Below are 22,335 nucleotides of genomic sequence, written 5' to 3'. Positions count from 1 at the left end.
ACCCCGATGGGTTGCAAGAAGCGTGACCAGTTGGTGCCAACAAGCGTGTCCCACGGACCAGAAACCACAGCTCACCGACCTTCACTGGTTCCAACCAACGTGTCCAGGCTCGCTGGCTGAGTCACTGTGCAGCTCAGGCGACTGGCGGACCGCCGTAGCCGGTGGCACCCACCATGCTTCGCGCGATGCTGGTGACAGGTAGCGCGCCGAACTGGTGACGACCACCGTGCTTCAACGCCGAAGTTGCAGGTCGGCAGGCGCCCCCGGTGACAACTGTCGTGCTTCGGTTCATACCCGTTGAGGCGAGGCATGATGGTTGTCACAAAGGCAGACTTGTTGTCACCAAGGTCCTCTGCGCGTGGTGGTGGCTGCGTAGGACGTTGGTGTGCCTCCCGCTGGGGAGCAAGCAGCAAGCAGCAAGCAGCAAGCCGGGGGCAGCCCATGCTCAGTTGACGGCTCCGGTACGGGCGTGGCGGCCCGGGGTGATGCCCACGACTCACTTGAAGTGCCGGGCGAGATGGGACTGGTCTTGGAAGCCGGCTGCGGTCGCCACCTCGCCTGGAGGCTGTCCGTCAAGTAGCAGACGGCGGGATAGGTCGACGCGGCGGGACATCATGTACTGGTGCGGGGCGATCCCGAAGGCGCCGCTGAAGGCACGTACGAGATGCGCGGGTGGGCGTGGGCCAGGCGCGCGGCCTCTTCCAGGGCGGTACCCTCACGCAGTTGCTCGTCGAGAAGGTCACGCAGGCTCTGGGCGACGCTGCGGTCGGGCCCGGCACTGCCGAAGACCAGCCTGGGGCGCAGGTGCTCGCGCAGCCGCTCGCTCGCCGTCGCGGACCAGCGGCGGGGCGGCGAAGGACAGAATTCCATCGCCGCGGCGCACACTTATCAGGCTGGCGGCGCATTCCTGCAAGGCGTCGTGGCCGAGCGGAGGGCGTCTGACCGCCCGGCGGCCGACAAGCCGCCGGGCGCTGGTGCCCGAGTCGCAGCTTTTGTCACAAGCCAGTGAGGGTGGTCTTGCCGATGGCCGTCCCGGATTCCTGGATGCGGTGGGCCTCGCGGAGGTTGTCGGCGTTTACGGGGCCGAGGTCCTGGGTGGCGGTGGTGGTGAGGACGCCTATGCCCACGAGATGGGCGACCTGGGTGAGGATGTGATGCTGCATTGCCTGGTCCGGGGTCTGGAACATGGAGCGGGTGTACATGAACTCCCAGTGGAATGAGGCGCTCTTGGGCTTGAGCGCGCCGATGTCGAGGGTGTCGAAGTCGTCGATGGCGACGATCTGGCTGAAGGGGTTGAGCGCCTCGGCGTAGGCCGCGATGTTGCGGTCGGTGCCCGCGGTGCTGAAGATGTAGTCCGCCCCGCCGGGTGCTACCTCGGCCAACTGCGCGGCCAGGGGCTTGCGGTGGTCGATGATGTGCTGGGCGCCCATCCGGCGTGCGAACGCGGCGGTCTCCGGGCGGGAGGCGGTGCCGATCACGGTCAGCCCGGTAAGGGCGCGGGCGAGCTGGGTGACGATCGAGCCGACCCCGCCTGCGGCGGCGGTCACCAGCAGGGCCCCGGTCCGTTCCAGGGCGCCGTTGCGCAATCCCATGCGGTCGAAGAGGCCCTCCCAGGCGGTGAGCGAGGTCAGCGGCAGCGCGGCGGCCTCGGCGAAGGAGAGCGTGGTCGGCTTGCGGCCGACCAGCCGTTCGTCCACCGTGTGGAACTGGGAGTTCGCGCCGGGCCGGTCGAGCGCGCCCGCGTAGTAGACCTCGTCGCCGACCTTGAAGAGCTCGACCTGCTCGCCGACCGCGACGACGGTGCCGGCCGCGTCCCAGCCGAGTACTCGGAGCTTTTCGCCCGGGTCGGCGTTCTGTCGGACCTTGTAGTCGACCGGGTTGACGGCGACGGCCTCGACCTGGACGAGCAGGTCGCGCGGGCCGGGCGAAGGGACCGGCAGTTCGACGTCCAGCAGGGACTGGGGGTCGTCGATCGGGAGGTTCTTGCGGTAGGCGACCGCGTGCATGGTCGTGCTGTGGTTCTCACTCATGACGGTTTCCTTCGTCAGGTGTTACGGGAGCAGTGCCGGGTGGGCGGTGAGGTAGCGGTCGGCGGCCTGGAGCGGGGTGAGGCCGTCGGCGTTGATCAGCGTGTCGAGTTCCTCGATGCCGTCGTTGCCCAGGTGGAGGGCCTTGAGGCGGGTGAGGGTGTCGGGGTGGATGCGGTCGAGGGACTCCCGGCGGATGACGGGACTGGCCGCGTCGACGGTGCCCAGCAGCCCCTTGGGCTCGGCGAGGGCGCGTAGGCCGTGGCAGCGGTTGAGGTACTGCGGGCGCCAGAGCGGGATGACGAACCATTCCCGGTCGGCGATCCCTTGTTCTACGCGGGCGATGAAGGCGGGCTCGGTGCCGGGTGTGAAGGTGTAGCCGACCCGGTCGAGGCCGTACTCGGAGACGATGTGCGTGGAGAATCTGCTGATGCCCGCGCCGGGGTTGATGCCGTCGATGGCGAGGGTCATCCGCGCGGCCACCTCGGGGCGGGCGAGGTCGGCGACCTCGCCGACCAGCTCGGCGGGGACGTACGGCGGCACGGCCCAGACGCAGTACGGCTCGTATTGCGGAGCGAGGACAACGGCCTGGTCGCGGTAGGGGGCGAGGTAGGCGTCGTGGCTGGAGGGCAGCCAGGCGGAGACGAGCACGTCCACCTCCCCGGTCTGCTGGAGGTGGAAGAGCTGCTCGTGCGGGGCCTCGAGGCCGCGCACCCGGTGGCCGTGGGCCTCCAGCACGCGGCGGGTGACGGCCGCCGCGGCGCGGTGGAAGGAGAGCGCGATGTTGCCTACGGTCAGTGCGGGCACGGGAGTTCGGGTTCGGGTGGTCATGAGGATTCCTGTCGCGTGTGGAGGGCGTCGCGCAGCGTCGCGGTGATCTGGGCGGTGGCGGCGCGGGCCGCCGGGGTGTCGCGCAGGTCGTTGAGGACAACGAAGGCGTGCACGGTGCCCAGGTAGCGCACCGCCGTGACGGGCACCTGGGCGGCGCGCAATCGGGCGGCGTACGCCTCGCCCTCGTCGCGCAGTACGTCCGCCTCGGCGGTGATGATCAGCGCCGGTGGCAGCCCGGCGAGTTGCTCGGAAGGGGCGTGCAGCGGGGTCGCGGTCGGCTCGGTGCGTCTGGCCGGGTCGGGGATGTACTGCTGCCACAACCAGCGCAGGTAGTCGGCGCTTTGGAGGTAGCCGTGCGCGAACTGCCGGTAGGAGGCGGTGTCGCCGTCCGCCGACAGCGGCGGGTAGAGCAGCACCTGCTGGACGAAGGAGAACGCGCCGTGCTCCTTGGCCAGCAGGGTCAGGGCGGCGGCCAGACTCCCGCCGGCGCTGTCCCCGAGCACGGCCATCCGGGACGCGTCCAGGCCGGCTGCGCGGCCGTGCGCGGTGATCCAGCGGGCGACGGTGTCGGCCTGCTGGAGGGCGGTGGGGTAGGGCGCCTCCGGGGCCAGGGCGTAGTCGACGAAGACCACGGCCGCCCCCGTGCCCAACGCGAGTTCGCGCAGCAGCCGGTCGTGGCTGGTGGTGCTGCCCGCGATCCAGCCGCCGCCGTGCAGGTGCAGCACCACCGGCAGCAGTCCGGCCACGCCCGCCGACTCGGGCGGGCGTACGACGCGCACGCGCACCGGGCCGGTGGGGCCACCGGGCACGGTCAGGTCATCGATGCGTGCCCCGGGTCGGGGGACCGGGCCGGACTGAGCCCGGTCCAGCCCCGCGCGGATCTGCGAGGGCGTCAGACGCCGTGGGTCCGGACCGGCGGCGGCCTGGCCGACGAGCGCCTGCGCGGCCGGGTCTAGCACCGGCGCCAGCAGGTCAGGGATGTCGGACATCGGTAGGCTCCAGACACTGCGGGTGATGCCGGACGCGGACACGGTGCACGCGCCCGGCAGGGGGTCGCGTCAGTCCTGCGGCAGCTGCAGCGGGATGAGCGGCATGATCGACTCGGTCTCGACCAGGCCGGCCGCGACCGCGGGCAGGGTGGCGAGGACGGCGCGGGCGGCCTCGACCGTCTCGGCGTCCACGATCAGCGCCGCGCCGACCAGGTCGGTGCGGTGGTAGCCGTGCACGATCACGCCCTGGTCAACGAGTTCCTTGGCGCGGGCCAGCTCGGCGTCGATGACCGTCGCGAAGTCCGCGTCAGTGGCCTGCGGGGCCGCCGCGAAGGTGGCGAGGACGGTGGCCTTGGGCTGGTCGGACATGACCATGGCTCCTTGGGGTTTCCAGACGAGGATGGGAGGCGCGGGTCGGGGCAACGCCCTCGCCGCGCGGCATGAGCCCATCCTGCGGAAACCCACTGCCATAGGTCCAAGGAATGGTTTCTATCAAGGGCATAAGCTGAGCACATGCCAACGCTGCGACAGCTCGAATACCTCGTGGCCATCGTGGACGAGGGCTCCTTCACCCGCGCCGCCGAGCGCCTCCACGTCACACAACCAGGGCTGTCCCACCAGTTCCAGGCCCTGGAACGCGAGGTCGGCGGCCCGCTGTTGGAACGCCTGCCCCGCGCGGTCCGGCTCACCCCCGCCGGGCGCGCCATGCTCCCGCACGCCCGCGCCGCCCTCGCCGACGCCGAACGCGCCACCACCGCTGCCCGCCGGGCCGCCGGCGTGGCCACGGGCGAACTCCACCTCGCCACGCTCTACTCCATCAGCTTCGGCGTGCTGCCCACCGCGCTCGGCATCTGGCGCGGCCGACACCCCGGAGTGCGGATCCGACTCTTCGAACACCGGCACGCGCACGACCTGACCGCGGCCATGGCAGCCGGGCAGGCCGACATCGCCCTCGGCCCACCGCCCGCCGACTGGGACGGCCCCACTCGGTACATCGGCGCGGAGGAGTTCCTGGTCGTCACCCACACCGCCGACCCCATCGCCGCATCTGACCAGACCGCGCCCCGGGTAGGCCTCGCCGACCTCGCGGATCGCGAGTGGGTGCACTTCACCCCCGACAGCGGACTCGCCGACATCCTCGATCAGGCCTGCGCCAGTGCCGGATTCCACCCGAAGACCGCGGTACGCACCGAACAGGCCCCCGCAGCGGCCAACTACGCGTCAGCCGGGCTCGGTCCCACCCTCGTCCCCGCCAACACCATCCCCCGGCACTTCGCCGGCGCGGTCCTGCGCCCCGACCCCCCGATCCACCGCCGGATCACCGCCTACACCCGCACCAGCCCCGACCCCATCGCCGCAGCGTTCCTGGAGATCCTCGCCGACCAAGCACTCCTGATGCCGGCCCACATCCGTCGACGACTCCACCTCCCCGACCGAGTGACCCGGCCCGCCCGATAGGCACTCGAGGTGCCCATCCCACCCGAAGAACTCAGCCCACGGTGACCGCCCAAGTCGACGCCTTCGTCGTCCACGGCTTGCGGCACCTTCGTCGCAAGGGTGGGGAGATCAACTGAGCAGGTCTGGCCCAACCCGGAGCACGGGGTGGGGATATTCAAGCAGCGCCATCAGAGCTGGCTGAGGAGACCGGTGTCCATGTGGCCGCCGACGACCTGCGTCAGATCGGCGTCTGGGATCACCCCGAACGCGACCCGCGCGGCAGGTACGTCACCGTTGCGTACACGGTTGTCGTCACCGCCGGGGCCGATGCCCGCACCGCCCGCTGGTGGCCCTTGGACGACCTGCCGGTACGGCTGGCGTTCGACCGCCGACATCCTCAGCGCGGCCGTGCCCTCCTGAGACACCGCAACGACACCAGAGCGCCGTGCCCCACCGGAAGGTCGGGCACGGAACTCCATCGCTGCGGGAGCCGGGACGCTGCTGGAGGAGATCCGACAGCAGATCCCTGCCTTGGACACGCTGGTCGTAGCGGTCGGCGGTGGCGGCTTGTTCGCCGGGGTCGCCACCGACGCCGCGGAGCATAGGGTACGCACCGTGGCGGACGAGCCGGGGAACTGCCGGGCATTGAACGCGGCGTTGAAGGCCGGCCGGGTCGTCGACGTGACGGTCGACTCGATCGCCGCCGACTCGCTCGGCGCCCGCCGTACCTCCGAGATGGCTCTCCACGCTGCCCTGCAGGAGGGCGTGCGGCCGGTCCTTGTTGCCGACGAGGAGACCGTGCGAGCGCGTCGGGCGTGTGGGACCACCGCCGCCTGGCGGTCGAGCACGGTGCGGCCACGGCCCTCGCGGCGCTCACTGGCGGCGTCTACGCGCCGGCCGAGGGCGAGCGCGTCGCGGTCGTCCTGTGCGGCGCGAACGCGGATCCGAGCAGCTTGTAGCCCCGAACGCGCGAACGGCCGGGTGCGTCAACGCCCGGCCGTTTCCTGATCAGCGGGGTGGGGGCCACCAGGCCCACTCTTACGGTGGGGGGAGTGCGTCCATCATGCGGGAGGTGAACGTCTCGAAGAGTTCCGCGACGGTTGCCCATGTCGGATGGCCTGTGTGCGCCTGCGCGTACTGTTGGCTCAGCTCGCTGATGCCCTTCGCGTAGTCGAGATGAATGCCGCTGTCGTCGATCGCTTTGAGGTGTTGTCCAGCATGTTGGATGTTCGTTTGAACAGTGTCGAGCTGAAAGTGCTGGGCGCAGCGCATATAACCCCATCCAAGGTGCGCACCGGCTGAGAACGCGTTTGCCAGGCGTGCCCCGAGTGTCGCTGACTCTTGGTTGAGGAACTCCGCCATGCGATTTTGTATATCGAGGGACAACGGAGTGACGGGGTAGCCGGACTGGGCTGTCTGGTGGGCTGTGCCTTGGATGCTGCGAAGTTCCCGGCACAAGGTACCGGTTTCAAGAATCGGGTTGATAGCGAGGTCTGCAAGCGCCTGTCCAAGGAACTGTTGCAGTAGTTCGGGCGAATTGGTAGCTGCTGCGATGTTGGCAGCGCCGATCGCGTGCCCCGACCCCATCATCCATTTCATCGCTTACTCCTGAACTGCGGGAGGGATGGGGAGGAAAGGACGAACCCGCGCGTGACCTCTGAGCAGCGGGATGCATGCTGCAGCACCGTAGCTGCTGTCGGACTGCGGGACTCGTTGCGGTTCCGTCTGTACCGGGCGTCTCGTTGCCGCGTCGAGGACCGTTTTCTCCACGCTAGTGCAAGGTGTGGGTCGGCGCAGGACGAGCGTTGGCGGCCCATCGAGATCCTGCGCACGGATCGGAAGGGGCGGCTTAACTGGTCGAGCAGGTCGAGGCACAACTGGACCTGCTGGACCACCCGGCGGTTGAGCTGCCGTACCGCGACCTGGCCCTCCAGGAGGCGAGTGATGCCTGATCGACACCGGCCCGGTGCGAACCGGGCCGGTGGTCGGGTCACGCTGGCCGGTCGTCGATGACGATGCTCACGACGTCCTTCGCGTCCTGGTCGGCTTTGTCCGCGGTTGGCTTGCTGCTGGTGGCCTCGACCGCGCTCAGGGCGTTGACAATCCGCTCGTAGACCTTCTCCGCGAGCGCCTGAGCGCCCGCGGTCATCTCTGGGGCCTGCTTGGTGTGCCACAACGCGTCGAGGACGGCGATGAGGGTCGGGCCGGAGAGGTCGGCGGCGATGAGGCCGTGTTTGTCGGAGGCGACGTCGGAGGGGAGGTGGAAGTGTTCTCCGTTGGCGGATTGGGCGACGAGGAACGCCCAGGTGTCGCGGTGGCAGTCGATGTGGGCGTAGGCGATGCCCGCAGCTTGGCGCAGGACCGCCGGGTAGTCGTCCTCGTTGCTGCTGGGGGCTGTGGGCCGGTCGCCTCCACCTCCGTCGCCGCTGACGGCCGGTTGTGGTGCGCGTGCTTCGGCGGCTTCGGCGCGCATGGTCAGGATCGTTTCGCGGGCCTGGGCGAGGTGCTCGACGGCTCGGTCGAGGCGGGCGCGGAGTTCGAGGTTCTCGGCGTGGACTCGGCCGAATCCGTCGCGGAGGGCTTCGGTGAGCTGGTCGCGTAACTGGTCGTTGTCGTGGCGGAGTTCGGCGAGGCCGCCGGAGAGGGTGTCGACGAGTTCGCGGCGTAGGTCGCTGGTTTCGCGGCGGTTGTCGTCGAGGCCGTTGGCCAGTCTCTGGGCGAGTTGGTCACCGGCCTTCCTGTGGGTCTCGCGGAGGTGCTTGAGTTCGTCGCGAATGCCGTCGTCGTTCCTCCAGGGCATGGTCGTCCCCCTCCGTGTCGCTGGCATGTGCCTGCTCACGATCGGGGCTGGTCGCCGGGCTGGGGTAGCTGTATTCCGGCCGCGGAGTGGTGTCGGGGGCGGTGGGGCGCGTCGGGTGGGTGGCCGCGCGCCCTGGCCGGTCTGCCCACCAGCCGCACATGCTCAGCCAACTCGGCGGGAACACGCCTGCGCAATAGGGCGCAGCCACTGTTCCAGCAGCCGCCACGCCCGCGGCGACAGCAGCAGGCTTTCTCTGCCGTGCGGCCCTTGGTGTAGGACAGCAGCGGCACGTCAGAGGGAAGAGGTTGCCATGAGTACGGCCATGCGTCGGCGGTCCGGGTGGAGTGTCGCGATGCCGAAACCCCGTTCCTCAAACCAGTCCGTCGTGATCTCGATGTCGAACCACTGGTGTTGCCAGGCCGCAGCCTCCACTTCGAAAGCCGTCCCGCCGATGGTGTCCGTCATGCCAGCGAGGGACCGCCATACGGCAAGGCGGGCGAAGGCGGAATACTCTCCGGGGCGGCGCGTGGCCGTTCCCTGGATCGATGCCGAGTACAGCAGCTGCCAGGCGTCGCGTAGATGGGTGGGGACGACGCTGAGGCAGTTCTCGGGCTCTCGTAGCTGCCCCTGTCCTGCGAAGAAGCGCATGACCGATGCGTTGAATTCCTGGGTGTCGATTGTGGTCCGGTCCAGCCCGCGCAGGCTTTCCAGTGGAAGGGACGCGAAAGCGTGCGGGATGTCGCCGACCGGTTCGGCGAACTCGAACGTTCTGGCCTCGTGCTTGACGAGCACTGTCGGCGAAGCGGTCGCCCGCGTCGTCTGCGGGCTTGTGGTCTCCTTCGCCGAAGGAACGTGGACCCCGGGATGGAAGGCGAACATCGGGTTCACCAGTCCGCCGCGCATGCAGGGGGCGTCGCCGCCTGTGTCGACGTCGAAGTCGAGTTCTTCGATGTTCGTCTCCATCGGTCTGAGCGACAGCGGCAGCCACGAGAGTGGATGACGGTGCCATTGCGGAGAGGACCGTGTCCAAGCCGTAGCGGGCTTGGGCAGTTGCTTTGCCCGTATGACCAACTCCTGTACCAGGCAGGCGCGTAGGTCGGTGATGTCGCCTGGGGTTGCGCGGTCGTCGAAGACGATCACCAGGTCGTCCGGGGTGTGGTGTTTTACCAGCAGGTGTGCCAGGTGCGGCTGGGCGCGGCCGGTCAGGGACGCTACCCGGCAGGCTTGTTCGATGTTCTCCCGGCCGGGTGAGCTGCCCAGCGTCTCCATGGCATCGGTGAAGAGGTGCGAAGGGGTTGCCGCGTTGGGTGCGGTGGACAGGTCGAGTTCGTGGAGCCTGATGGCGAAGTCGGCCAGTTGCTTGACGGCGCCCGCGCTGTGGCGGGCTCGTGCCGTCCTCCAGGCTTCCCGGAGTTCGTCCTCGTTGGGGCGGCCGAAAAGGCCAGCGGAATCGTCGTGGGTCACGGGTATCGGCTTGTTCCTACCGCTCGGGTCGCCACGTGTGTGGTGCCAGAGACGGCAGGGACTCTGGGCACCAACAGCGTGGGCCGTGCTGCGATGTGCTCGGGACTGGATGAGCATCGAATGCCAACCCGGCCAGAGCGTCAAACTCTTCACTACAACCGGGCCGGTTCCTGCCGTCACACACGCGAGCGGAGCGAACGGCCTGGTCGCTGTCACGGCACTGAGCAACAGACACGCCAACACATCCTGTCGAAGCTTTCGCCCTGACAATCCACGCAGCCCGCAGCCCGCAGCCCGCAGCCCGCAGCCCGCAGGCCGAGCCTGTCTGCGCTTGTTCCTCACCGCCTGCGTGGCATCCGGCATCCGGGGCGGGCGGAGGTCCGGTCAGACGGGAAGTGCTGAGGTTAGGCCTTGGCCGAGCAGCCGGAAGGCGCGGTCGGTGGCGGCGACGGCTTCCGGATACACCTCGTCGGCCGATCGGCCGGCTTGCAGCTGGCGGCTGTTGCGTTCCGCCAGCGTGCGCAGGACGGTGACGATCTGGACGGCGGCGAGCCGGGCGGTGAGCTCGTCGGCCCCTGCCTCCTGCAGTGCCTCGGCGAGGGCTGCCGTGCCGCGCTGCTGGTAGCGGATCAGTCGCTCGGTCAGGCTCGCAGTTTCACTGAGCAGTCGCAAGAAGGCCAGGATCTGGGGGTCGGAGGTGAGTCCGGTGTTCGGGTCCCGCCGGGCGAGGGCGTCGAGCTGGTGGGCGTGCAGGGCGGTCAACGGGTCCGTGCCGGCCGGGCGGGCGCGGACCACGCGGGCCGATTCGTCCTCGTGGTCGGCGAACCTGTGCAGGACCAGGTCCTCCTTGGCCGGGAAGTAGGCGAACAGCGTGCGCTTGGAGACCTCGGCTGCCTCGGCGATCTCCACGACCGACACATCGTCGAAGCCACGGCTCGTGAACAGCTCGATCGCCACGTCGGCGATCGCTTGCCGAGTGCGCTGCTTCTTGCGCTCCCGCAGTCCAAGGTGCTCATCCATGCGGCCATGGTAGCGGCAAACAGTCCCCGAGGAGATAATTGCACCCGGTATAGTTAGCTACCGGGTTGATAAATCTCCCGAGAGGAGCACCATGAGCACCAAGATCACCGAGGCTGTCGAGGTCATCGTTGTCGGAGCCGGCGGCACCGGACTCGTCCTCGCCGCCGAGCTGGCCCTGGCGGGTGTGCCAGCCGTCGTGCTGGACCAGCTGCCCTGCCGCAACCCCCAGTCCCGCGCCGGGGCGATCCAGCCCCGGACCACCGAGATCCTCCAACTACGCGGCCTTCTCGACGGCGTGCTCGAGCGGTCGGTCGACCGCTCCTCGCTCGGCGGTCACTTCGCGGGGTTGCCGGTTCCTCTCGACTACTCGGTCTGGGACACCCGTTACCCGTACCCCGTGAGCCTTCCGCAGGACCGGCTCGAGGAGCTGCTCGAGGACCGGCTCACCGAGCTCGGCGGGCGGATACTCCGCCAGCACCGTCTGGTCGCTCTCCAGCAGGGCGCCAACGGGGTCACGGCCACCGTGACCAGCCCGGACGGTACCCGGTCGTTCCACGGCCGCTACCTTGTCGCGTGCGACGGCGCGCACAGCACCGTGCGCAAGCTCACCGGCGCGGCGTTTCCCGGTCAGGCGGGCACCATCCGCAGTGCCAGCGCCGACCTGGTGCTCACCGGCGACATCGACGACTCCGCCCGCCACATCAGCGGCAACATCCGCACCTCGCCCCAGGGCTACTTCACCCTGCTCACGCCTCTGGGTGACGGGCTGCACAAGCTCATCTTCTCCGGCCCGCAGACCTCGCAGGCCGATCGCGACGCACCGGTGACGATCGAGGAGGTCCGCGCGGTGCTGCACGCAACCTACGGCACGGCCGTCGACGTGGCCGAGGTCCGCTACGCCTCACGGTTCAGCGACGCCAGCCGGCAGTTGGAGCACTACCGGCACGGCCGCGTGTTCTTCGCCGGTGACTCCGCCCACATTCACCTGCCGGCCGGCGGTCAGGGCCTCAACCTCGGTGTCCAGGACGCGTTCAACCTCGGCTGGAAGCTCGCCGCCGTCGTCCGGGACGGGGCGGACGAGCGCCTGCTGGACACCTATCACGCCGAACGGCATCCGGTCGCCGCCCGTGTGCTCACCCTGACCCGGGCCCAGGGCGCGATCATGGGGCCGCAGCGCGACGGTGGGCTGTCCGAACTGCGCGATGTCCTCACCGACCTGCTCGGCCTGCCCGAGGCCAACCGGCGCCTGGCCGGCATGATGTCCGGGCTCGACCTGCGCCACCCCATGCCCGCCGCTGCCGACCACCCGCTGCTCGGCCTGCGGATGCCCGACTTTGACCTCCTCGTCGCCGACTGCCGTGTCCGCTTCAGCGAGCTGACTCGCACCGGACGAGGTGTCCTGCTCGACCTCGGGGACGCCCCGGTCACCGACGCCGCCCCCTGGAGCGACCGGCTGGTGCAAGTGCGGGCGAAGACCGACGCGATCGACGCCGAGTCCGTGCTCGTGCGCCCGGATGGACACATCTGCTGGGCCGGCGGCACAGGCCTCGCCGACACGCTCACCCACTGGTTCGGCCCGGCTGCCGGCTGACCCCGCCAGGGCGTGCGACGGGCGTGACCGGTCGGTTACGACGAACCGGCCGATCTCCACCCCCACTTCCACCGCTCCAGCATCTCGCGCCCTGACACAGCAGGCCTGAACCCAGCTCAACGGCCGAACAGGCGAGCGGAACCGACCAGACAGGCACCGCGCCCTCCCCGGGGCCGCCACTCGCCCTACGTCCGGTCCCCCCACCACCGGTTCAGCACGACACACCACCCCTCAAGAAAACCCGGAGAAAAGGTCATGAAAGCCAACCAGATCCTGCTCGGGCTCCTGCCCTGGCTTTTGTTCTCATTTGTCACCCAGCATCTCGGCGCGGACACCGTTGGTTATGCCGCGCTGGCCTCCTGTCTCATCGGCATGGTCCTGACCGTGCGCGGAGCCCTCGTCGACGGCTTCAAGACCATCGACGCGGCCGGTGTGCTGACCTTCGCCGCGCTGGCCGCGGTCGGCCTGACTGGCGGCCACCACACCCGGCAGCTGCTGGTCGACTACGGACGCGCCGGCTCGGCCTTCGCCCTCGCGGTCATCATGCTGATCTCCGTCCTCACGGTGCCGTTCACGGAGCAGTACGCCCGGTCATCGGTTGACCGCCGCCACTGGAACAGCCCGGCCTTCCGGAGCGTGAACCGCCGTATCTCCCTGCTCTGGAGCGGAGTCGTTTTCGCCGCGGGAGTCTGCCACCTGATCGCGGGTGCCTCCGGTACCGGCAACCTGCTGCTCAACTGGGTCATCCCGCTCCTGCTCGGGGCGACCGCCGTCAAGCAGACGAAGGCGATCGTCCAGGAGAGCAGGGCCCGCGGCACACGGACACAGCCGTAAGCCCGTCTGCGGCACCCCTTGCAGGGACGGCAAGTCCCTGGCATGCGGGCCGCACCCCCTCTCCATCTCCTGCCCCGGCAGGCCCGAACGCAGCCTTCGGTGCCGGACCTGGCGGAAGAAGAATCCGAAGTAAGGAAGGAAGTAAGGAAGGTTGAACTGCCATGCAGCCCCAACACCCCCTGGCCGCTGCCTGCCCCTCGCGCCCCGCCGGGCAGGTGGCCCGATGACCACCGCCTCCGGGCAGGCACCTCTGCGGAAACCACGCGCCCGTCGGGAGGAACTCACCGCATACAACCTGCCGGTGACCGGAACGGTCCCGCCCGAACTGGCCGGCTGGTACCTGCGCAACGGTCCCAACCCGGCCGACGCCGCCTCCGGCCACTGGTTCTTCGGCGACGGCATGGTCCACGGCATCCGCATCGAGGACGGGCAGGCCGTCGCCTACCGTAACCGCTGGGTCCGCACCACCCGTTGCACGGACGGCGCCCAGCCGGGGCAACCTTGCCCTCACCGCCGGCGCGGCCAACACCCACGTCGGCCGGCGCCCTCGCCCTGGTCGAGAACGCCCTGCCCTACGAGCTGACCTGTGATCTGGACACCAAGGGCTCCTACGACTTCGACGGGCGGCTACACACCGCCATGACGGCCCACCCAAGACCCGCCCCGTCAGCGGGGAACTGCACTTCTTCGGCTACGGCTCCCGCGGCCCGGTCCACCTCACCTACCACCGCACCGACGCCACCGGGCAATTCCGCGCCCGCCACCGCTGCGAGCTTGTGCGCGAGGTGACGGCCCAGCAGCAGCACCTCGATCAGCGCCCGAGGGCCCTCGGCGTCGCCGTGCGCAATGACCGCCGCGGCCTACCAGGCGTCGTGGACCGGGGGGTGTGGTAAAGCCGTGCGGTCGACCGGCAACATCCCCCGCACCATTCCCCGCACCGTTCCAGGCATGGGCCGTGCGTTTCCGCTGGTCAGCCTGCCTTTTCGGGGCTGCTTGCCAAACGCTGACTTCCCCTCAACACCGCCCCGCCCAGCAACAGGTGGAGGAGGAAAGGGAGGTGGGGGAGCAGGCTGGGTGGTCTCGGCCGTGAGTCTGCTGCTGTCCGTTCGGGTGACAGGGAGGCGGCTGACGGTGGTCTTGGATCCGCACCGCTGGCTGGAGTTGAGGCGGTTTCGTCCGCTGTACGAGTCCGGAGCGATGAGCCTGCGGGAGATCGGCTCCTCCACGGGTGTCCTGGCCAGCGGTCGGGCTATTTGACGCGGTCGAGGAAGTCCAGTACTCGATCGGTGGCCTGCGTTGCAGCGTGTTCGTCGTGCGAGGGCAGGCTGCTGTCGGTGAACAGGTGCCTGTCGCCGGGGTAGAGGAACAGTTCGGCATCCGCCGCCGTCTCGACGAGCGCCCGGGCTGCCTCCAGGTCCCCTTCCCTGGCGAAGAACGGATCCGCGTCCATGCCGTGGACCTGGACCGGGACGTCGTGAGGCCAGGCGCCGCCGAACTCTGCGACCGGGACGCATGCCTCCAGCAGCAGCGCCCCCTTTGCCCGGGGGCGGGTCTGGGCCAGCTTCTGCGCCGGCAAGACGCCGAGCGAGAACCCGAGGTAGACGAGTTCGGCAGGCAGCCCCTCGGCGGCGGCGGTTCCGCGTGCGATGACCGTGCTGATCCCGATGTTCTCGGCGTAAGCCATGCCCTCCTCGAGGCTGTCGAATACGTGCCCCTCATACAGGTCCGGGACGTGGACGGTGTGTCCGGCCCGTCTCAGACGCTCGGCGAACTCACGGACGCCGACGGTCAGCCCGTACCCGTTGTGGAAAACCAGCACCTCAGCCATGTCGCTCCCCTCGTACGGTGCCCGAGCGGCGCCGCAACGCGAGTATGGCCTGCACCACTGACACCTGCTGAGTCCACCCGGACGCGATCAGATCGTTGAAGCTGGACCGGTGAGGCGGGCTTCGAGGTAGGCGACGCGCTACCCCTGGAAGCGGAACTTGAAGCGTGCGGTCTTGAGGCTCCCGTCAAGGCGCCGGGCGTGGAAAGCAGGACGCCCCACGGCCCCCGCCGCCTGCGCAACGCGCTGCGCGCATACGTCGCGCGCAAGTCGAGGCCATCACCGGGGAAGCCGAGATCCACGCCTTGGACCGCGCCCTGGCCGTATTGTCGGTCGACCCGGCGCTGGGCACCCCGATTCCCGCATCCCACCCCGAGCTACGCGAGTACGCCGACGACGTCGATGACGTCCGCGTCATCTACTACGTCACCGCCCTGCGCACCGTCGTCGTTGCCTACGTGGAGGCCTGAGTGACCACCCCGGCCCCGGAGAAGACTGCCGATGACGACATCCTCGTCTGCTCTTACTACCGCTGATGTCACGTTGGCGGCCTTGTTCACCCACCGCCGGACTGGGCCGCGACGGTGTTCTCCGAGTGATGCTCCTGCGTGAAGGTTGTGCCGGTTGGCCAGGCGCGGGCGGCTCAGGTCACGAACGTGTCGAGCATGGCGAAGAAGTCGTCCAGTGGCTCCCTGCTCCGCGTCACCTTGGCCCGGAGAGCGGCCCCTTCCCAGGCGTTGACGATGAAACCGGCCAGCCTCTCGTGCTCCAGAGGGCTTTTCAGTGTCCCGGCGGCGTCGGCCTCCTTCAGTACCGCCGCCACCAGGGCAGCCCAGAGGTCCAGCCCAGCTTTCACTTGGTCGCGGATCTCTTCGCTGTGAGTAGAGAGCTCGGCGCCGAAATTGCCGAAGAGGCAGCCTCGAGCGAACTGAAACTGTTCCAATCACGCACTGGGAGGACATGCTGCGCGTCGCGGGCTCCCTGGTCACCAACCAGGTGCGGGCCTGTGACCTGCTGCGGATGTTCGGCCGCGAGGGCAAGCCGACCCCGCTGGGGCAGGCGTTCGCCGAGTACGGGCGCATCGCCAAGACCCTGCACCTCCTCCAGGTCGTCGACCCGGTCGATGACACCTACCGGCGGCAGATGGGCAAACAGCTCAGTGTGCAGGAGTCCCGCCACACCCTCGCCCGGGACATCTGCCACGGCAAGCGCGGCACCATCCACCAGGCATACCGGGACGGAATGGAAGACCAGCTCGGCTCGCTGGGCCTGGTGCTGAACGCAGTTGTGCTCTGGACGACAAAAGACATCGACGCCGCGGTCGCCCAGCTACGTGCCGAGGGCCACGAAATCAGCGACGAGGATGTCGCCCGCCTCTCCCCGCTGAAGTTCAAGAACCTCAACGTCCTGGGCCGCCACAGCTTCACCCCCTCCACCCCGCGCCAGGGCCTGCGCCCCCTGCGCGACCCGGACGCTGCCGAGCTCGACGATGACGAGGACAGCGCGGACTGACATCTGCGGGCGACACGCCAGCTGGACCTTGACGTCGCACGGTGTCCCTCTCGGCTTGTCAATCTCAACTGCCGTGGCCGATATGGCTTCCGCGTCTCCCGCCCCATGACGGTGGCCTGCGACCCTTGCGCGATACGGCTACGACCGATCCCGACGAAGACGAGGACGCCTTCCTGGAGCGGGAGCACCAGGAAGATTGCAGTTTCAACCAAGGAGGATGGGAATGGATGATCGTATTGCCGCCGGACTTGCGGAGACGATCCAGGCGCTCCGTGCGGAGCTCACCGCTGCGATGAGCAGTGGACGCGACGAGGATTTGCGGTTCGAACTGGGAGCCGTGGAGTTGACCGTCACACTGGCGATAACCCGAGAAGCCGCAGGGGATGCCGGGGTGCGGTTCGGCGTCGTATCTTTCGGCACGAAGGGGCAGATCGGCGACCAGGCCACCCACCAGCTGTCGCTGTCACTCTCACCGGTCACGGTCGATGGCAACGGTCAAACCACACCGGTCAAGGTCAACGCCCAAGCGGTAGGTGAACCGGACTGACGTTTCGGAGCGGCGGACACCGAGACGAAGGAGTGCAGTGGTGCTGAATGAAAAGCGGGTCGTCGAGATCTATGAGCCTCAAACGGGCTCAGTCGGTTCCGGCTATTTGATCAACGAGTACGCCGTGCTGACCGCACGGCACGTCGTCGAGGGAGCGCTGCGAGATGATGGTCCGCTCGCCCCACCACCACTGGAGAACCTAGGGGAAGGGTTGGAGGGTCTCGTACGGGACCATCCGCATTGCCGAATCCGCCAACTGCATCGCGGAGGACAGGCGACTTTCGACGACGCCATCGTTGCATGGTGGTCACCACAGTTCGATGTGGCCCTGCTAATCGTCACTGACATCACCAAGTCGCGCACCCAGCACGGCAGGGATTTCGACGATTTCGACATCATGTGGGCGGATGTGACCGGCACGAATCCGGTCGAGGTAACCGCAGTGGGGTTTCCGGACAGCGACGTAGACGGACGGGTACGCGAATCTCGCCAGATCAAGGGGTTTGTCACGCCGTTGTCGGGGGTGAAGAGCGACCGGTGGGTCATCCAGATCGAGGGCGGGGCCCGTCTTGCACGGCCCGGTGGCAGCAGTGTCTGGGCCGGTATGTCGGGAGCGGCGTTGTTCGCCGACGGTCTTTTCATCGGAATCATTGAATCGGACAAGACCCCTGGCCATCCCGAGGGAAGAGAGCTGTGGGCGCTGCCAGCAAGGGCCTTTGCCGACGACCCGCATCTGATGGCCTGGGCGCGATTGCGGGCGAGGGCCTGGCACCGGTCACCGGCAGATCCCGGCGATACCCAGCGGATGCTGCGCCAAGTCGTTGATGCCAATCAGCGCCTGCCGGTGCTGGATGACGTATCCACGTCGAAGATCGCGCGGGCTTTGGCCGCGTTGCAGCATGCGCGCGATGACCGAATGGTCACGCGGCGTGCGGTGGGGCGCGTCCTTGCGATGATGCTCAGCAAGGGCGCGCTCCACGACGACCTCCATTTTGAGGTGTGGAGAGCCGTTTTCGGGTCGCTGCGGGAACTGCGCACGGCTCTGACGGAGGCCTACACCGAACTGGTCGTCACGGGGCCCGAGCCGGTGCGGGCCGCAATCGACGCCATGCTCACTACAGTGCGCGGCTACCTGGGACGGCATGAAGCGTCTTTCGACCGCCACGCTGCTGAGACGACCGGCACCTGGATGCAGGTACAGGACAGCTGGCCTGGGCTGCCGCGAGCTTCCCTCGAATTGCTGGCGGTGCGCGAGACCCTGGACGCGCTGGTTTACCCGCTCAACCAGTACGTCGACAACAGCGAGGTTGACGCTTCCAGGTTTACGCCCCCCCATTCCAACCGCCAGTCAGTATCAAGCTCCTACCTTCGCTGTCCTGTAGGCGATGCTGCTTCGAGGACACCTATGGTGTCGATGGCAGTGCTTGCGACTGCGTTGGAAAGTGAACCGCGCTCGCTGCGCATGGCGGCGCTCGAAGAGCTCGCCCAGCGCGCCGAGCGGGGAAACGTCCCGGCGGCGAGAGTACTTCTCGATCTCATGAGCCACCAGGACGACGTCGTGCGCACACGGGCCAAGACCATGCTGCCCAGGCTGCCCTCGGAGGCCGCCGAGCGCAGCCATATACCGCTCCTTATCGCCGCGTACGACGACCCAATGGACTGGGCGCATGAGTTCGACCGCGACAAGGACTTGGACCCGGGGTGGTTGCCGAGCGACTGGAGCCGAGAAGGCTGGCAAACGCAAGTATGCGTAGCAGCCCTACAACTGCTCACGCCTTGGAAGGCTGAACCCGGCGTCTCTGCTGTGTTCGCCCGAGCCGCCAACGACCCGCTGCTCACGCGCTGGAGGGCTGAGCCCGGCGTCTGACGGGGCAAATCCGCGAGCGACAGGATAGCGCCAAGTGACAGTTCACGGTGCGCGACGGTCGTCGCGCACCGTGATTCTCATAAATGACCATCTGTGAGAGTTCTGCGAGAGCCTCGGACCGCACCGCGTTTCCGCAGGTCACCGTTCGCAAAAGTCCTCTCGAACCCGCACGTTGTGCGAAGCATTTCTGAGAGGCCGCCGGCATCGACTTGACGCCCGATCAGGCCGCATTGGCGGTAGAACGTCACGACTGCCCGAACTGTGACGCGCCCGCCGGCAGCGCCTGTCGCACGAGGGGCGGGATTGGCGGTTCTGGAAATGGGCGCGATCGTCTGGGTACGAACGTCTGTGGGCAACGGTCTGGGACTGGAACACCGCTTCTCGCCGAGTGCTGGCCAAGGTCGGGTTCACCGAGACCGATCGGAAGGAAGTGGACGCGGTGCACGGGACCAACGTGTTCACCACGAGACGGCTCTGACACCCCCGACGCCCGGCGTGCCTCGCAGCTGGGGCACTGTCCGAGAATCACCCTCTACCAACACTGACCTCGCGGCGGTGCCCTCGCAGGCCGGCGGCACCTGGGCCACCTACGCCTCCCACCGACGCCAAGCCCGAAAAGCCTGATTCCACTCAGCGCTCAACCAGCCTCAGCCGATTTGGTAATTCGATGGCGCTAAGCGCACCCAACATCGACTCTGGTCACCGTGTCAGAACCCAAGCATCAGATCCGCGCCCTCCATACGGCCACCACCGTGACGGTCTACCAGGCATACGCGCCGGAGATCGGCCTGCCCGCCGCACTCGACGGCCGCTTCCCCGCGACCTGGCAGCGGGACCGAATGACGTGGATCAAACCGTCGTTCCTCTGGATGATGTATCGCTGCGGATGGGCGGCCAAGGAAGGCCAGGAGACCGTCCTCGCGATCGAAATCACACGAGAGGGCTTCGAATGGGCCCTGGCAAACGCCTGCCTGGCCCACTACGCACACGGGCTGCATCCCGACCGCGCCACCTGGAAACGCCAGCTCAAGCGAGCCCCGGCCCGAGTGCAGTGGGACCCCGAACGCGACGTGCACCTACAGCCGCTTGCTCACCGCTCCCTCCAACTCGGCCTCGCCGGCGAAGCTGCCGAGCGCTACGCGGAGGAGTGGATCGTCTCGATCAGCGACGTCACCGCGCTCGCGCGCACGATCCATGCCCACGTAAGGGGCGGGGCTCTGGACGCCCAGCAACTCCTCCCAGCGGAACGCCCCTACCCGGTGAGCGACACGCTTCTGGCCCATCTGCGCGGCTGAGCCGTCTCCGACGACCTGGGACTGCGGACTCCTCGTTCCTGCACCGCCCGCCTGGGCAACTCACGACGGTCCAATACGCGATGCCATCGGTAAACTCAAGGTGAGCTGGGCGGTCAGACCGGGTCGGCTGCCGGAAGGCGCTGGTAGAAGACGTGTCTGGAGCTGCGGGTGCGCTGAATGAGTCCGGTGCGGTGCAGGATCTGAAGGTGGTAGGAGACGATCGCCGGGCTCAGGTGCAGGCGTTGGGCGAGTTCCCCGGTCGTGCGGGGCTGCGCCCGGGTTGTGCCGATCAGTTGGTTCACCTACCACGGTCCAGTGATCCTCCACGGCACTGACTATGCAGCCTGACGCCATGTGAGGGTCAAGAGCCTCAGTCACGGCAGCAAGAGCCGAACGCGAAGGCTGACGCGGCGAGGTGGAAGGACTCAAAGTCAGCCTTGCCGGGACCGAGGACAAGATCACCCAGGTCGACCGACGCGCTCGCACGCGCATAGTCGATCTTGACCTTCCTGCCTCACAGGCATGACCTGACGAGACTGCATCGACAAGCCCGAACAACCAACGGGATAGTGGAGGATGCCAGAATGGGGCTGCGATCCAGGGGGAATTCATGATCACTGGTGCCGAAGTCGCGACAGTGGCAAAGGCCGGTTCGAGTGTCGCCCAAGGCATTAAGGCGACACTCGCTCAGCCCGAAAGCAGGTGGCCAAACGCTCACGAGGCACTGATGGAGCTATATATCATCCTCGACGACTGGTGCACGAGCGCCGAGGAGAGCAACAAGGCCGCACATGTTGCGGTCAGTGCGCGCCTGGGGCTTGGATCGCCACCGGCGCCATTCCTTGGGAGAGGCCAGATGTCGGGGCCGCCACCTCAGATGGCAGGTCACACATATTCACAGATGGCAGGCGGCGGCGCCCTGTCAAACGTCTTCCCTGGCTACATTGAGCGCACCACTCGGGACGCGGAAGCAGTGCTCAATCCGCCAGTTCCCTGGCTCAGTCGGTGGCGACGATCACGGAGCCGAGCTGCGGCGCGTCGCACACTCCGCAGCATGTTGCGGATCTACTGCCCGGATCTACTGGACGCATTTGAAGAGGCCGTAGCCAACCGCGCGAAGTGGGTCGTCGAGCATCGACGCGGGTTCACGGCGACCCTTGCGGATCCGCAGACATCCCTGGAAGTGCTCCGGACGATGGTGGACCGCATGGACGGCACACTCAACGACTTGCGTGCCGTTCGCGATGACCTCCGCGAATTGCTCCACGGACAGTACCCGCTGCGGCCATCGACGGACTGACGAGACCGCCCTGCGTTGCACGTGACCTTCCCGGACTGCAAGTTCAGAGAAGCTTGCGTCAGATGCTCGCTCCTCCGGCCTGAGCCGTCGCAGCGAGACCGGCTGATCGAGATCCGCGACAACCTGATCAACCGGATCTCCGAAGCGCAGCGCGAGGACTGGCTCGGCGAGGTCGAGGGCCTGGAGATCAGCCTGGCCGGCGCCAAGGACAAGCTGGCCCAACTTCGGATCATCCGGCGAGGCAGCGGGTCGGTGGTGACCTGGCGGCGGGCACAGACGGTGCTGCTTTCCGCGCAGGGCAGGGGCGAAGATCGCCGAGGTGACATTCACCAGCGGTACGACGCTCATCGTTGCGACGCGCCGCGAGGCCCACTATGTGCTGGATGAGATCCTGGGCAACGCCACCGACCTGCCGATCACCGTGCACGCCACCGACACGCATGGCGTGACCCAGGTCAACTTCGTCTTGTTCGACCTGGTGGGCAAGCAGCTCTCACCGCGCGTCCGCGACCTGGGCAAGATCACCCTGTACTGGATGGGGGCGAAGGCCGACTACGAAGAGCGTTTCCCACGGCGGGACCGCTGCTGACGAAGAAGGCCAATCGCGATCTCGTGGCAGCGCACGGGACGATCTGCTTGGTCTTGCCGGGTCACTGAAGTACGGGGACGCCATCGCGTCCCTGATCGTCGGCAGGCTCTCCGCCGACAGAACGCGCTGGCGGCGGCGCAGAGGAGTACGGCGCTGTTCGCAGGACGATCTACGCCGCCGTCCGCTGGGTCAACTACGTCCAGCGGGACGGGACGGAGTACCTCGCGGCCCGAGCCGGGGACCAGAAAGAACCGTCCGCAAATGGAGATTGCCGATAACAGGCACGATTCGTGCAGCCGCCGGGGCAATCGATAGGGTGCCGGTCACGACCGCACCCTGTTCGATCCACGGGCCGGTCAGGGCTCTGCCGCAGCTTGTGGCACTTCCACGGCTGCCTAGCCGACTCC

General features: G+C 68.0%; 25 protein-coding genes and 3 pseudogenes. 15 read left to right on the top strand and 13 right to left on the bottom strand.

Annotated elements, in window-relative coordinates:
• Positions 1 to 496 precede the first annotated feature (496 nt).
• The 5 genes and pseudogenes from O5O46_RS20760 to O5O46_RS20740 form a co-directional block, all read right to left on the bottom strand.
• A pseudogene (locus O5O46_RS20760) lies at positions 497 to 834 on the bottom strand (helix-turn-helix domain-containing protein); the annotation flags it as partial.
• A 161-nt stretch (positions 835 to 995) separates the two neighbouring features.
• On the bottom strand, positions 996 to 2,030 hold the full coding sequence (locus O5O46_RS20755) for a zinc-binding alcohol dehydrogenase family protein (RefSeq protein ID WP_269857015.1): 1,035 nt from the start codon (positions 2,028 to 2,030) through the stop codon (positions 996 to 998).
• A gap of 21 nt (positions 2,031 to 2,051) precedes the next feature.
• On the bottom strand, positions 2,052 to 2,858 hold the full coding sequence (locus O5O46_RS20750) for a glycine betaine ABC transporter substrate-binding protein (RefSeq protein WP_269857014.1): 807 nt from the start codon (positions 2,856 to 2,858) through the stop codon (positions 2,052 to 2,054).
• Positions 2,855 to 3,847, bottom strand: coding sequence for an alpha/beta hydrolase (locus O5O46_RS20745; RefSeq protein WP_269857013.1), 993 nt, complete (start codon positions 3,845 to 3,847; stop codon positions 2,855 to 2,857). Before O5O46_RS20745 ends, O5O46_RS20750 begins: the two co-directional genes overlap by 4 nt.
• A 69-nt stretch (positions 3,848 to 3,916) precedes the next feature.
• On the bottom strand, positions 3,917 to 4,216 hold the full coding sequence (locus O5O46_RS20740; protein ID WP_269857012.1) for a YciI family protein: 300 nt from the start codon (positions 4,214 to 4,216) through the stop codon (positions 3,917 to 3,919).
• Positions 4,217 to 4,360: 144 nt separating this feature from the next.
• Between O5O46_RS20740 and O5O46_RS20735 the strand changes: the two genes are divergently transcribed.
• A complete protein-coding gene (locus O5O46_RS20735) occupies positions 4,361 to 5,305 on the top strand; it encodes a LysR family transcriptional regulator (RefSeq protein ID WP_269857011.1) in 945 nt (314 codons plus the stop codon).
• 167 nt (positions 5,306 to 5,472) lie between these two features.
• Here O5O46_RS20735 and O5O46_RS35595 read toward each other — a convergent pair whose 3' ends face one another.
• The gene (locus tag O5O46_RS35595) at positions 5,473 to 5,709 is read right to left on the bottom strand and encodes a hypothetical protein (protein WP_443072585.1); all 237 of its coding nucleotides are present in this window, start codon (positions 5,707 to 5,709) and stop codon (positions 5,473 to 5,475) included.
• A gap of 52 nt (positions 5,710 to 5,761) precedes the next feature.
• Between O5O46_RS35595 and O5O46_RS20725 the strand changes: the two are divergent.
• Positions 5,762 to 6,243, top strand: a pseudogene (locus O5O46_RS20725) (pyridoxal-phosphate dependent enzyme); the annotation flags it as partial.
• 79 nt (positions 6,244 to 6,322) lie between these two features.
• Here the strand turns inward: O5O46_RS20725 and O5O46_RS20720 are convergent.
• From O5O46_RS20720 to O5O46_RS20705, 4 genes are all read right to left on the bottom strand, one after another.
• Positions 6,323 to 6,883 (bottom strand): hypothetical protein, encoded by a 561-nt coding sequence (locus O5O46_RS20720; RefSeq protein ID WP_269857010.1) that lies wholly within the window; start codon positions 6,881 to 6,883, stop codon positions 6,323 to 6,325.
• A 391-nt stretch (positions 6,884 to 7,274) separates the two neighbouring features.
• Positions 7,275 to 8,084, bottom strand: a complete 810-nt coding sequence (locus O5O46_RS20715; protein ID WP_269857009.1) for a hypothetical protein — start codon at positions 8,082 to 8,084, stop codon at positions 7,275 to 7,277.
• A gap of 291 nt (positions 8,085 to 8,375) precedes the next feature.
• Positions 8,376 to 9,728, bottom strand: coding sequence for a DUF6183 family protein (locus O5O46_RS20710; RefSeq protein WP_269857008.1), 1,353 nt, complete (start codon positions 9,726 to 9,728; stop codon positions 8,376 to 8,378).
• 204 nt (positions 9,729 to 9,932) lie between these two features.
• Positions 9,933 to 10,568 (bottom strand): TetR family transcriptional regulator, encoded by a 636-nt coding sequence (locus tag O5O46_RS20705; RefSeq protein ID WP_269857007.1) that lies wholly within the window; start codon positions 10,566 to 10,568, stop codon positions 9,933 to 9,935.
• A 91-nt stretch (positions 10,569 to 10,659) separates the two neighbouring features.
• Here O5O46_RS20705 and O5O46_RS20700 point away from each other — a divergent pair, with 91 nt between their 5' ends.
• The 4 genes from O5O46_RS20700 (at position 10,660) to O5O46_RS20685 (ending at position 14,250) form a co-directional block, all read left to right on the top strand.
• Positions 10,660 to 12,159 carry an FAD-dependent monooxygenase gene (locus O5O46_RS20700; protein ID WP_269857006.1) on the top strand — a complete coding sequence of 500 codons (1,500 nt, stop codon included), beginning with the start codon at positions 10,660 to 10,662 and terminating at the stop codon, positions 12,157 to 12,159.
• A 255-nt stretch (positions 12,160 to 12,414) separates the two neighbouring features.
• Complete coding sequence (locus tag O5O46_RS20695) at positions 12,415 to 12,993, top strand: hypothetical protein (protein ID WP_269857005.1); 579 nt, start codon at positions 12,415 to 12,417, stop codon at positions 12,991 to 12,993.
• A 223-nt stretch (positions 12,994 to 13,216) separates the two neighbouring features.
• Positions 13,217 to 13,576 (top strand): carotenoid oxygenase family protein, encoded by a 360-nt coding sequence (locus O5O46_RS20690; RefSeq protein WP_333482409.1) that lies wholly within the window; start codon positions 13,217 to 13,219, stop codon positions 13,574 to 13,576.
• 491 nt (positions 13,577 to 14,067) lie between these two features.
• Positions 14,068 to 14,250, top strand: a complete 183-nt coding sequence (locus tag O5O46_RS20685) for a hypothetical protein (protein ID WP_269857126.1) — start codon at positions 14,068 to 14,070, stop codon at positions 14,248 to 14,250.
• Here O5O46_RS20685 and O5O46_RS20680 read toward each other — a convergent pair.
• Positions 14,243 to 14,821 carry a dienelactone hydrolase family protein gene (locus O5O46_RS20680; RefSeq protein WP_269857004.1) on the bottom strand — a complete coding sequence of 193 codons (579 nt, stop codon included), beginning with the start codon at positions 14,819 to 14,821 and terminating at the stop codon, positions 14,243 to 14,245. The genes O5O46_RS20685 and O5O46_RS20680 overlap by 8 nt on opposite strands.
• 302 nt (positions 14,822 to 15,123) lie before the next feature.
• Between O5O46_RS20680 and O5O46_RS20675 the strand changes: the two genes are divergently transcribed.
• Positions 15,124 to 15,288: a hypothetical protein gene (locus tag O5O46_RS20675; protein WP_443072584.1), complete on the top strand. Its 165-nt coding sequence runs from the start codon at positions 15,124 to 15,126 to the stop codon at positions 15,286 to 15,288.
• 173 nt (positions 15,289 to 15,461) lie between these two features.
• Here O5O46_RS20675 and O5O46_RS20670 read toward each other — a convergent pair whose 3' ends face one another.
• A complete protein-coding gene (locus O5O46_RS20670; protein ID WP_269857003.1) occupies positions 15,462 to 15,761 on the bottom strand; it encodes a TetR family transcriptional regulator C-terminal domain-containing protein in 300 nt (99 codons plus the stop codon).
• Between the two features lie 5 nt (positions 15,762 to 15,766).
• Between O5O46_RS20670 and O5O46_RS20665 the strand changes: the two are divergent.
• From O5O46_RS20665 to O5O46_RS20650, 5 genes and pseudogenes are all read left to right on the top strand, one after another.
• Positions 15,767 to 16,330 (top strand): annotated as a pseudogene (locus O5O46_RS20665) (Tn3 family transposase); the annotation flags it as partial.
• A 217-nt stretch (positions 16,331 to 16,547) separates the two neighbouring features.
• Positions 16,548 to 16,877, top strand: coding sequence for a trypco2 family protein (locus O5O46_RS20660; RefSeq protein WP_269857002.1), 330 nt, complete (start codon positions 16,548 to 16,550; stop codon positions 16,875 to 16,877).
• A gap of 40 nt (positions 16,878 to 16,917) precedes the next feature.
• On the top strand, positions 16,918 to 18,744 hold the full coding sequence (locus O5O46_RS20655; protein WP_269857001.1) for a trypsin-like peptidase domain-containing protein: 1,827 nt from the start codon (positions 16,918 to 16,920) through the stop codon (positions 18,742 to 18,744).
• Between the two features lie 209 nt (positions 18,745 to 18,953).
• Positions 18,954 to 19,289, top strand: a complete 336-nt coding sequence (locus O5O46_RS35590) for a zinc finger domain-containing protein (RefSeq protein WP_443072583.1) — start codon at positions 18,954 to 18,956, stop codon at positions 19,287 to 19,289.
• Between the two features lie 159 nt (positions 19,290 to 19,448).
• Entirely contained in the window at positions 19,449 to 20,039 is a 591-nt protein-coding gene (locus O5O46_RS20650; protein WP_269857000.1) for a DUF4291 domain-containing protein, read from the top strand.
• Between the two features lie 113 nt (positions 20,040 to 20,152).
• Here O5O46_RS20650 and O5O46_RS20645 read toward each other — a convergent pair whose 3' ends face one another.
• On the bottom strand, positions 20,153 to 20,341 hold the full coding sequence (locus O5O46_RS20645) for an ArsR/SmtB family transcription factor (RefSeq protein ID WP_269856999.1): 189 nt from the start codon (positions 20,339 to 20,341) through the stop codon (positions 20,153 to 20,155).
• A gap of 752 nt (positions 20,342 to 21,093) precedes the next feature.
• Between O5O46_RS20645 and O5O46_RS20640 the strand changes: the two genes are divergently transcribed.
• Genes O5O46_RS20640 through O5O46_RS20630 form a run of 3 tightly spaced genes read left to right on the top strand, consistent with a single transcriptional unit; the run spans position 21,094 to position 21,928 of the window.
• Positions 21,094 to 21,339 carry a hypothetical protein gene (locus O5O46_RS20640; protein ID WP_269856998.1) on the top strand — a complete coding sequence of 82 codons (246 nt, stop codon included), beginning with the start codon at positions 21,094 to 21,096 and terminating at the stop codon, positions 21,337 to 21,339.
• Between the two features lie 21 nt (positions 21,340 to 21,360).
• Positions 21,361 to 21,726 (top strand): hypothetical protein, encoded by a 366-nt coding sequence (locus O5O46_RS20635; protein ID WP_269856997.1) that lies wholly within the window; start codon positions 21,361 to 21,363, stop codon positions 21,724 to 21,726.
• Positions 21,716 to 21,928, top strand: a complete 213-nt coding sequence (locus O5O46_RS20630; RefSeq protein WP_269856996.1) for a Tn3 family transposase — start codon at positions 21,716 to 21,718, stop codon at positions 21,926 to 21,928. Before O5O46_RS20635 ends, O5O46_RS20630 begins: the two co-directional genes overlap by 11 nt.
• The last annotated feature ends 407 nt before the right edge of the window (positions 21,929 to 22,335 follow it).

This window comes from Streptomyces sp. RPT161 (assembly GCF_027533845.1).
Classification (GTDB): domain Bacteria; phylum Actinomycetota; class Actinomycetes; order Streptomycetales; family Streptomycetaceae; genus Streptantibioticus_A; species Streptantibioticus_A silvisoli_A.
Note: the sequence above shows the minus strand (reverse complement) of the source record. Positions and strands in the feature narration are given on the sequence as shown.

What these genes read in the sequence shown, in the direction of transcription:
- O5O46_RS20700 (WP_269857006.1), top strand. Translation starts at nt 10,660, where the DNA reads ATGAGCACCAAGATCACCGAGGCTGTCGAGGTCATCGTTGTCGGAGCC.
- O5O46_RS20695 (WP_269857005.1), top strand. Translation starts at nt 12,415, where the DNA reads ATGAAAGCCAACCAGATCCTGCTCGGGCTCCTGCCCTGGCTTTTGTTC.
- O5O46_RS20755 (WP_269857015.1), bottom strand. Translation starts at nt 2,030, where the DNA reads ATGAGTGAGAACCACAGCACGACCATGCACGCGGTCGCCTACCGCAAG.
- O5O46_RS20690 (WP_333482409.1), top strand. Translation starts at nt 13,217, where the DNA reads ATGACCACCGCCTCCGGGCAGGCACCTCTGCGGAAACCACGCGCCCGT.
- O5O46_RS20735 (WP_269857011.1), top strand. Translation starts at nt 4,361, where the DNA reads ATGCCAACGCTGCGACAGCTCGAATACCTCGTGGCCATCGTGGACGAG.
- O5O46_RS20640 (WP_269856998.1), top strand. Translation starts at nt 21,094, where the DNA reads ATGTTGCGGATCTACTGCCCGGATCTACTGGACGCATTTGAAGAGGCC.
- O5O46_RS20740 (WP_269857012.1), bottom strand. Translation starts at nt 4,216, where the DNA reads ATGTCCGACCAGCCCAAGGCCACCGTCCTCGCCACCTTCGCGGCGGCC.
- O5O46_RS20705 (WP_269857007.1), bottom strand. Translation starts at nt 10,568, where the DNA reads ATGGATGAGCACCTTGGACTGCGGGAGCGCAAGAAGCAGCGCACTCGG.
- O5O46_RS20745 (WP_269857013.1), bottom strand. Translation starts at nt 3,847, where the DNA reads ATGTCCGACATCCCTGACCTGCTGGCGCCGGTGCTAGACCCGGCCGCG.
- O5O46_RS20720 (WP_269857010.1), bottom strand. Translation starts at nt 6,883, where the DNA reads ATGAAATGGATGATGGGGTCGGGGCACGCGATCGGCGCTGCCAACATC.
- O5O46_RS20715 (WP_269857009.1), bottom strand. Translation starts at nt 8,084, where the DNA reads ATGCCCTGGAGGAACGACGACGGCATTCGCGACGAACTCAAGCACCTC.
- O5O46_RS20750 (WP_269857014.1), bottom strand. Translation starts at nt 2,858, where the DNA reads ATGACCACCCGAACCCGAACTCCCGTGCCCGCACTGACCGTAGGCAAC.
- O5O46_RS20660 (WP_269857002.1), top strand. Translation starts at nt 16,548, where the DNA reads ATGGGAATGGATGATCGTATTGCCGCCGGACTTGCGGAGACGATCCAG.
- O5O46_RS20680 (WP_269857004.1), bottom strand. Translation starts at nt 14,821, where the DNA reads ATGGCTGAGGTGCTGGTTTTCCACAACGGGTACGGGCTGACCGTCGGC.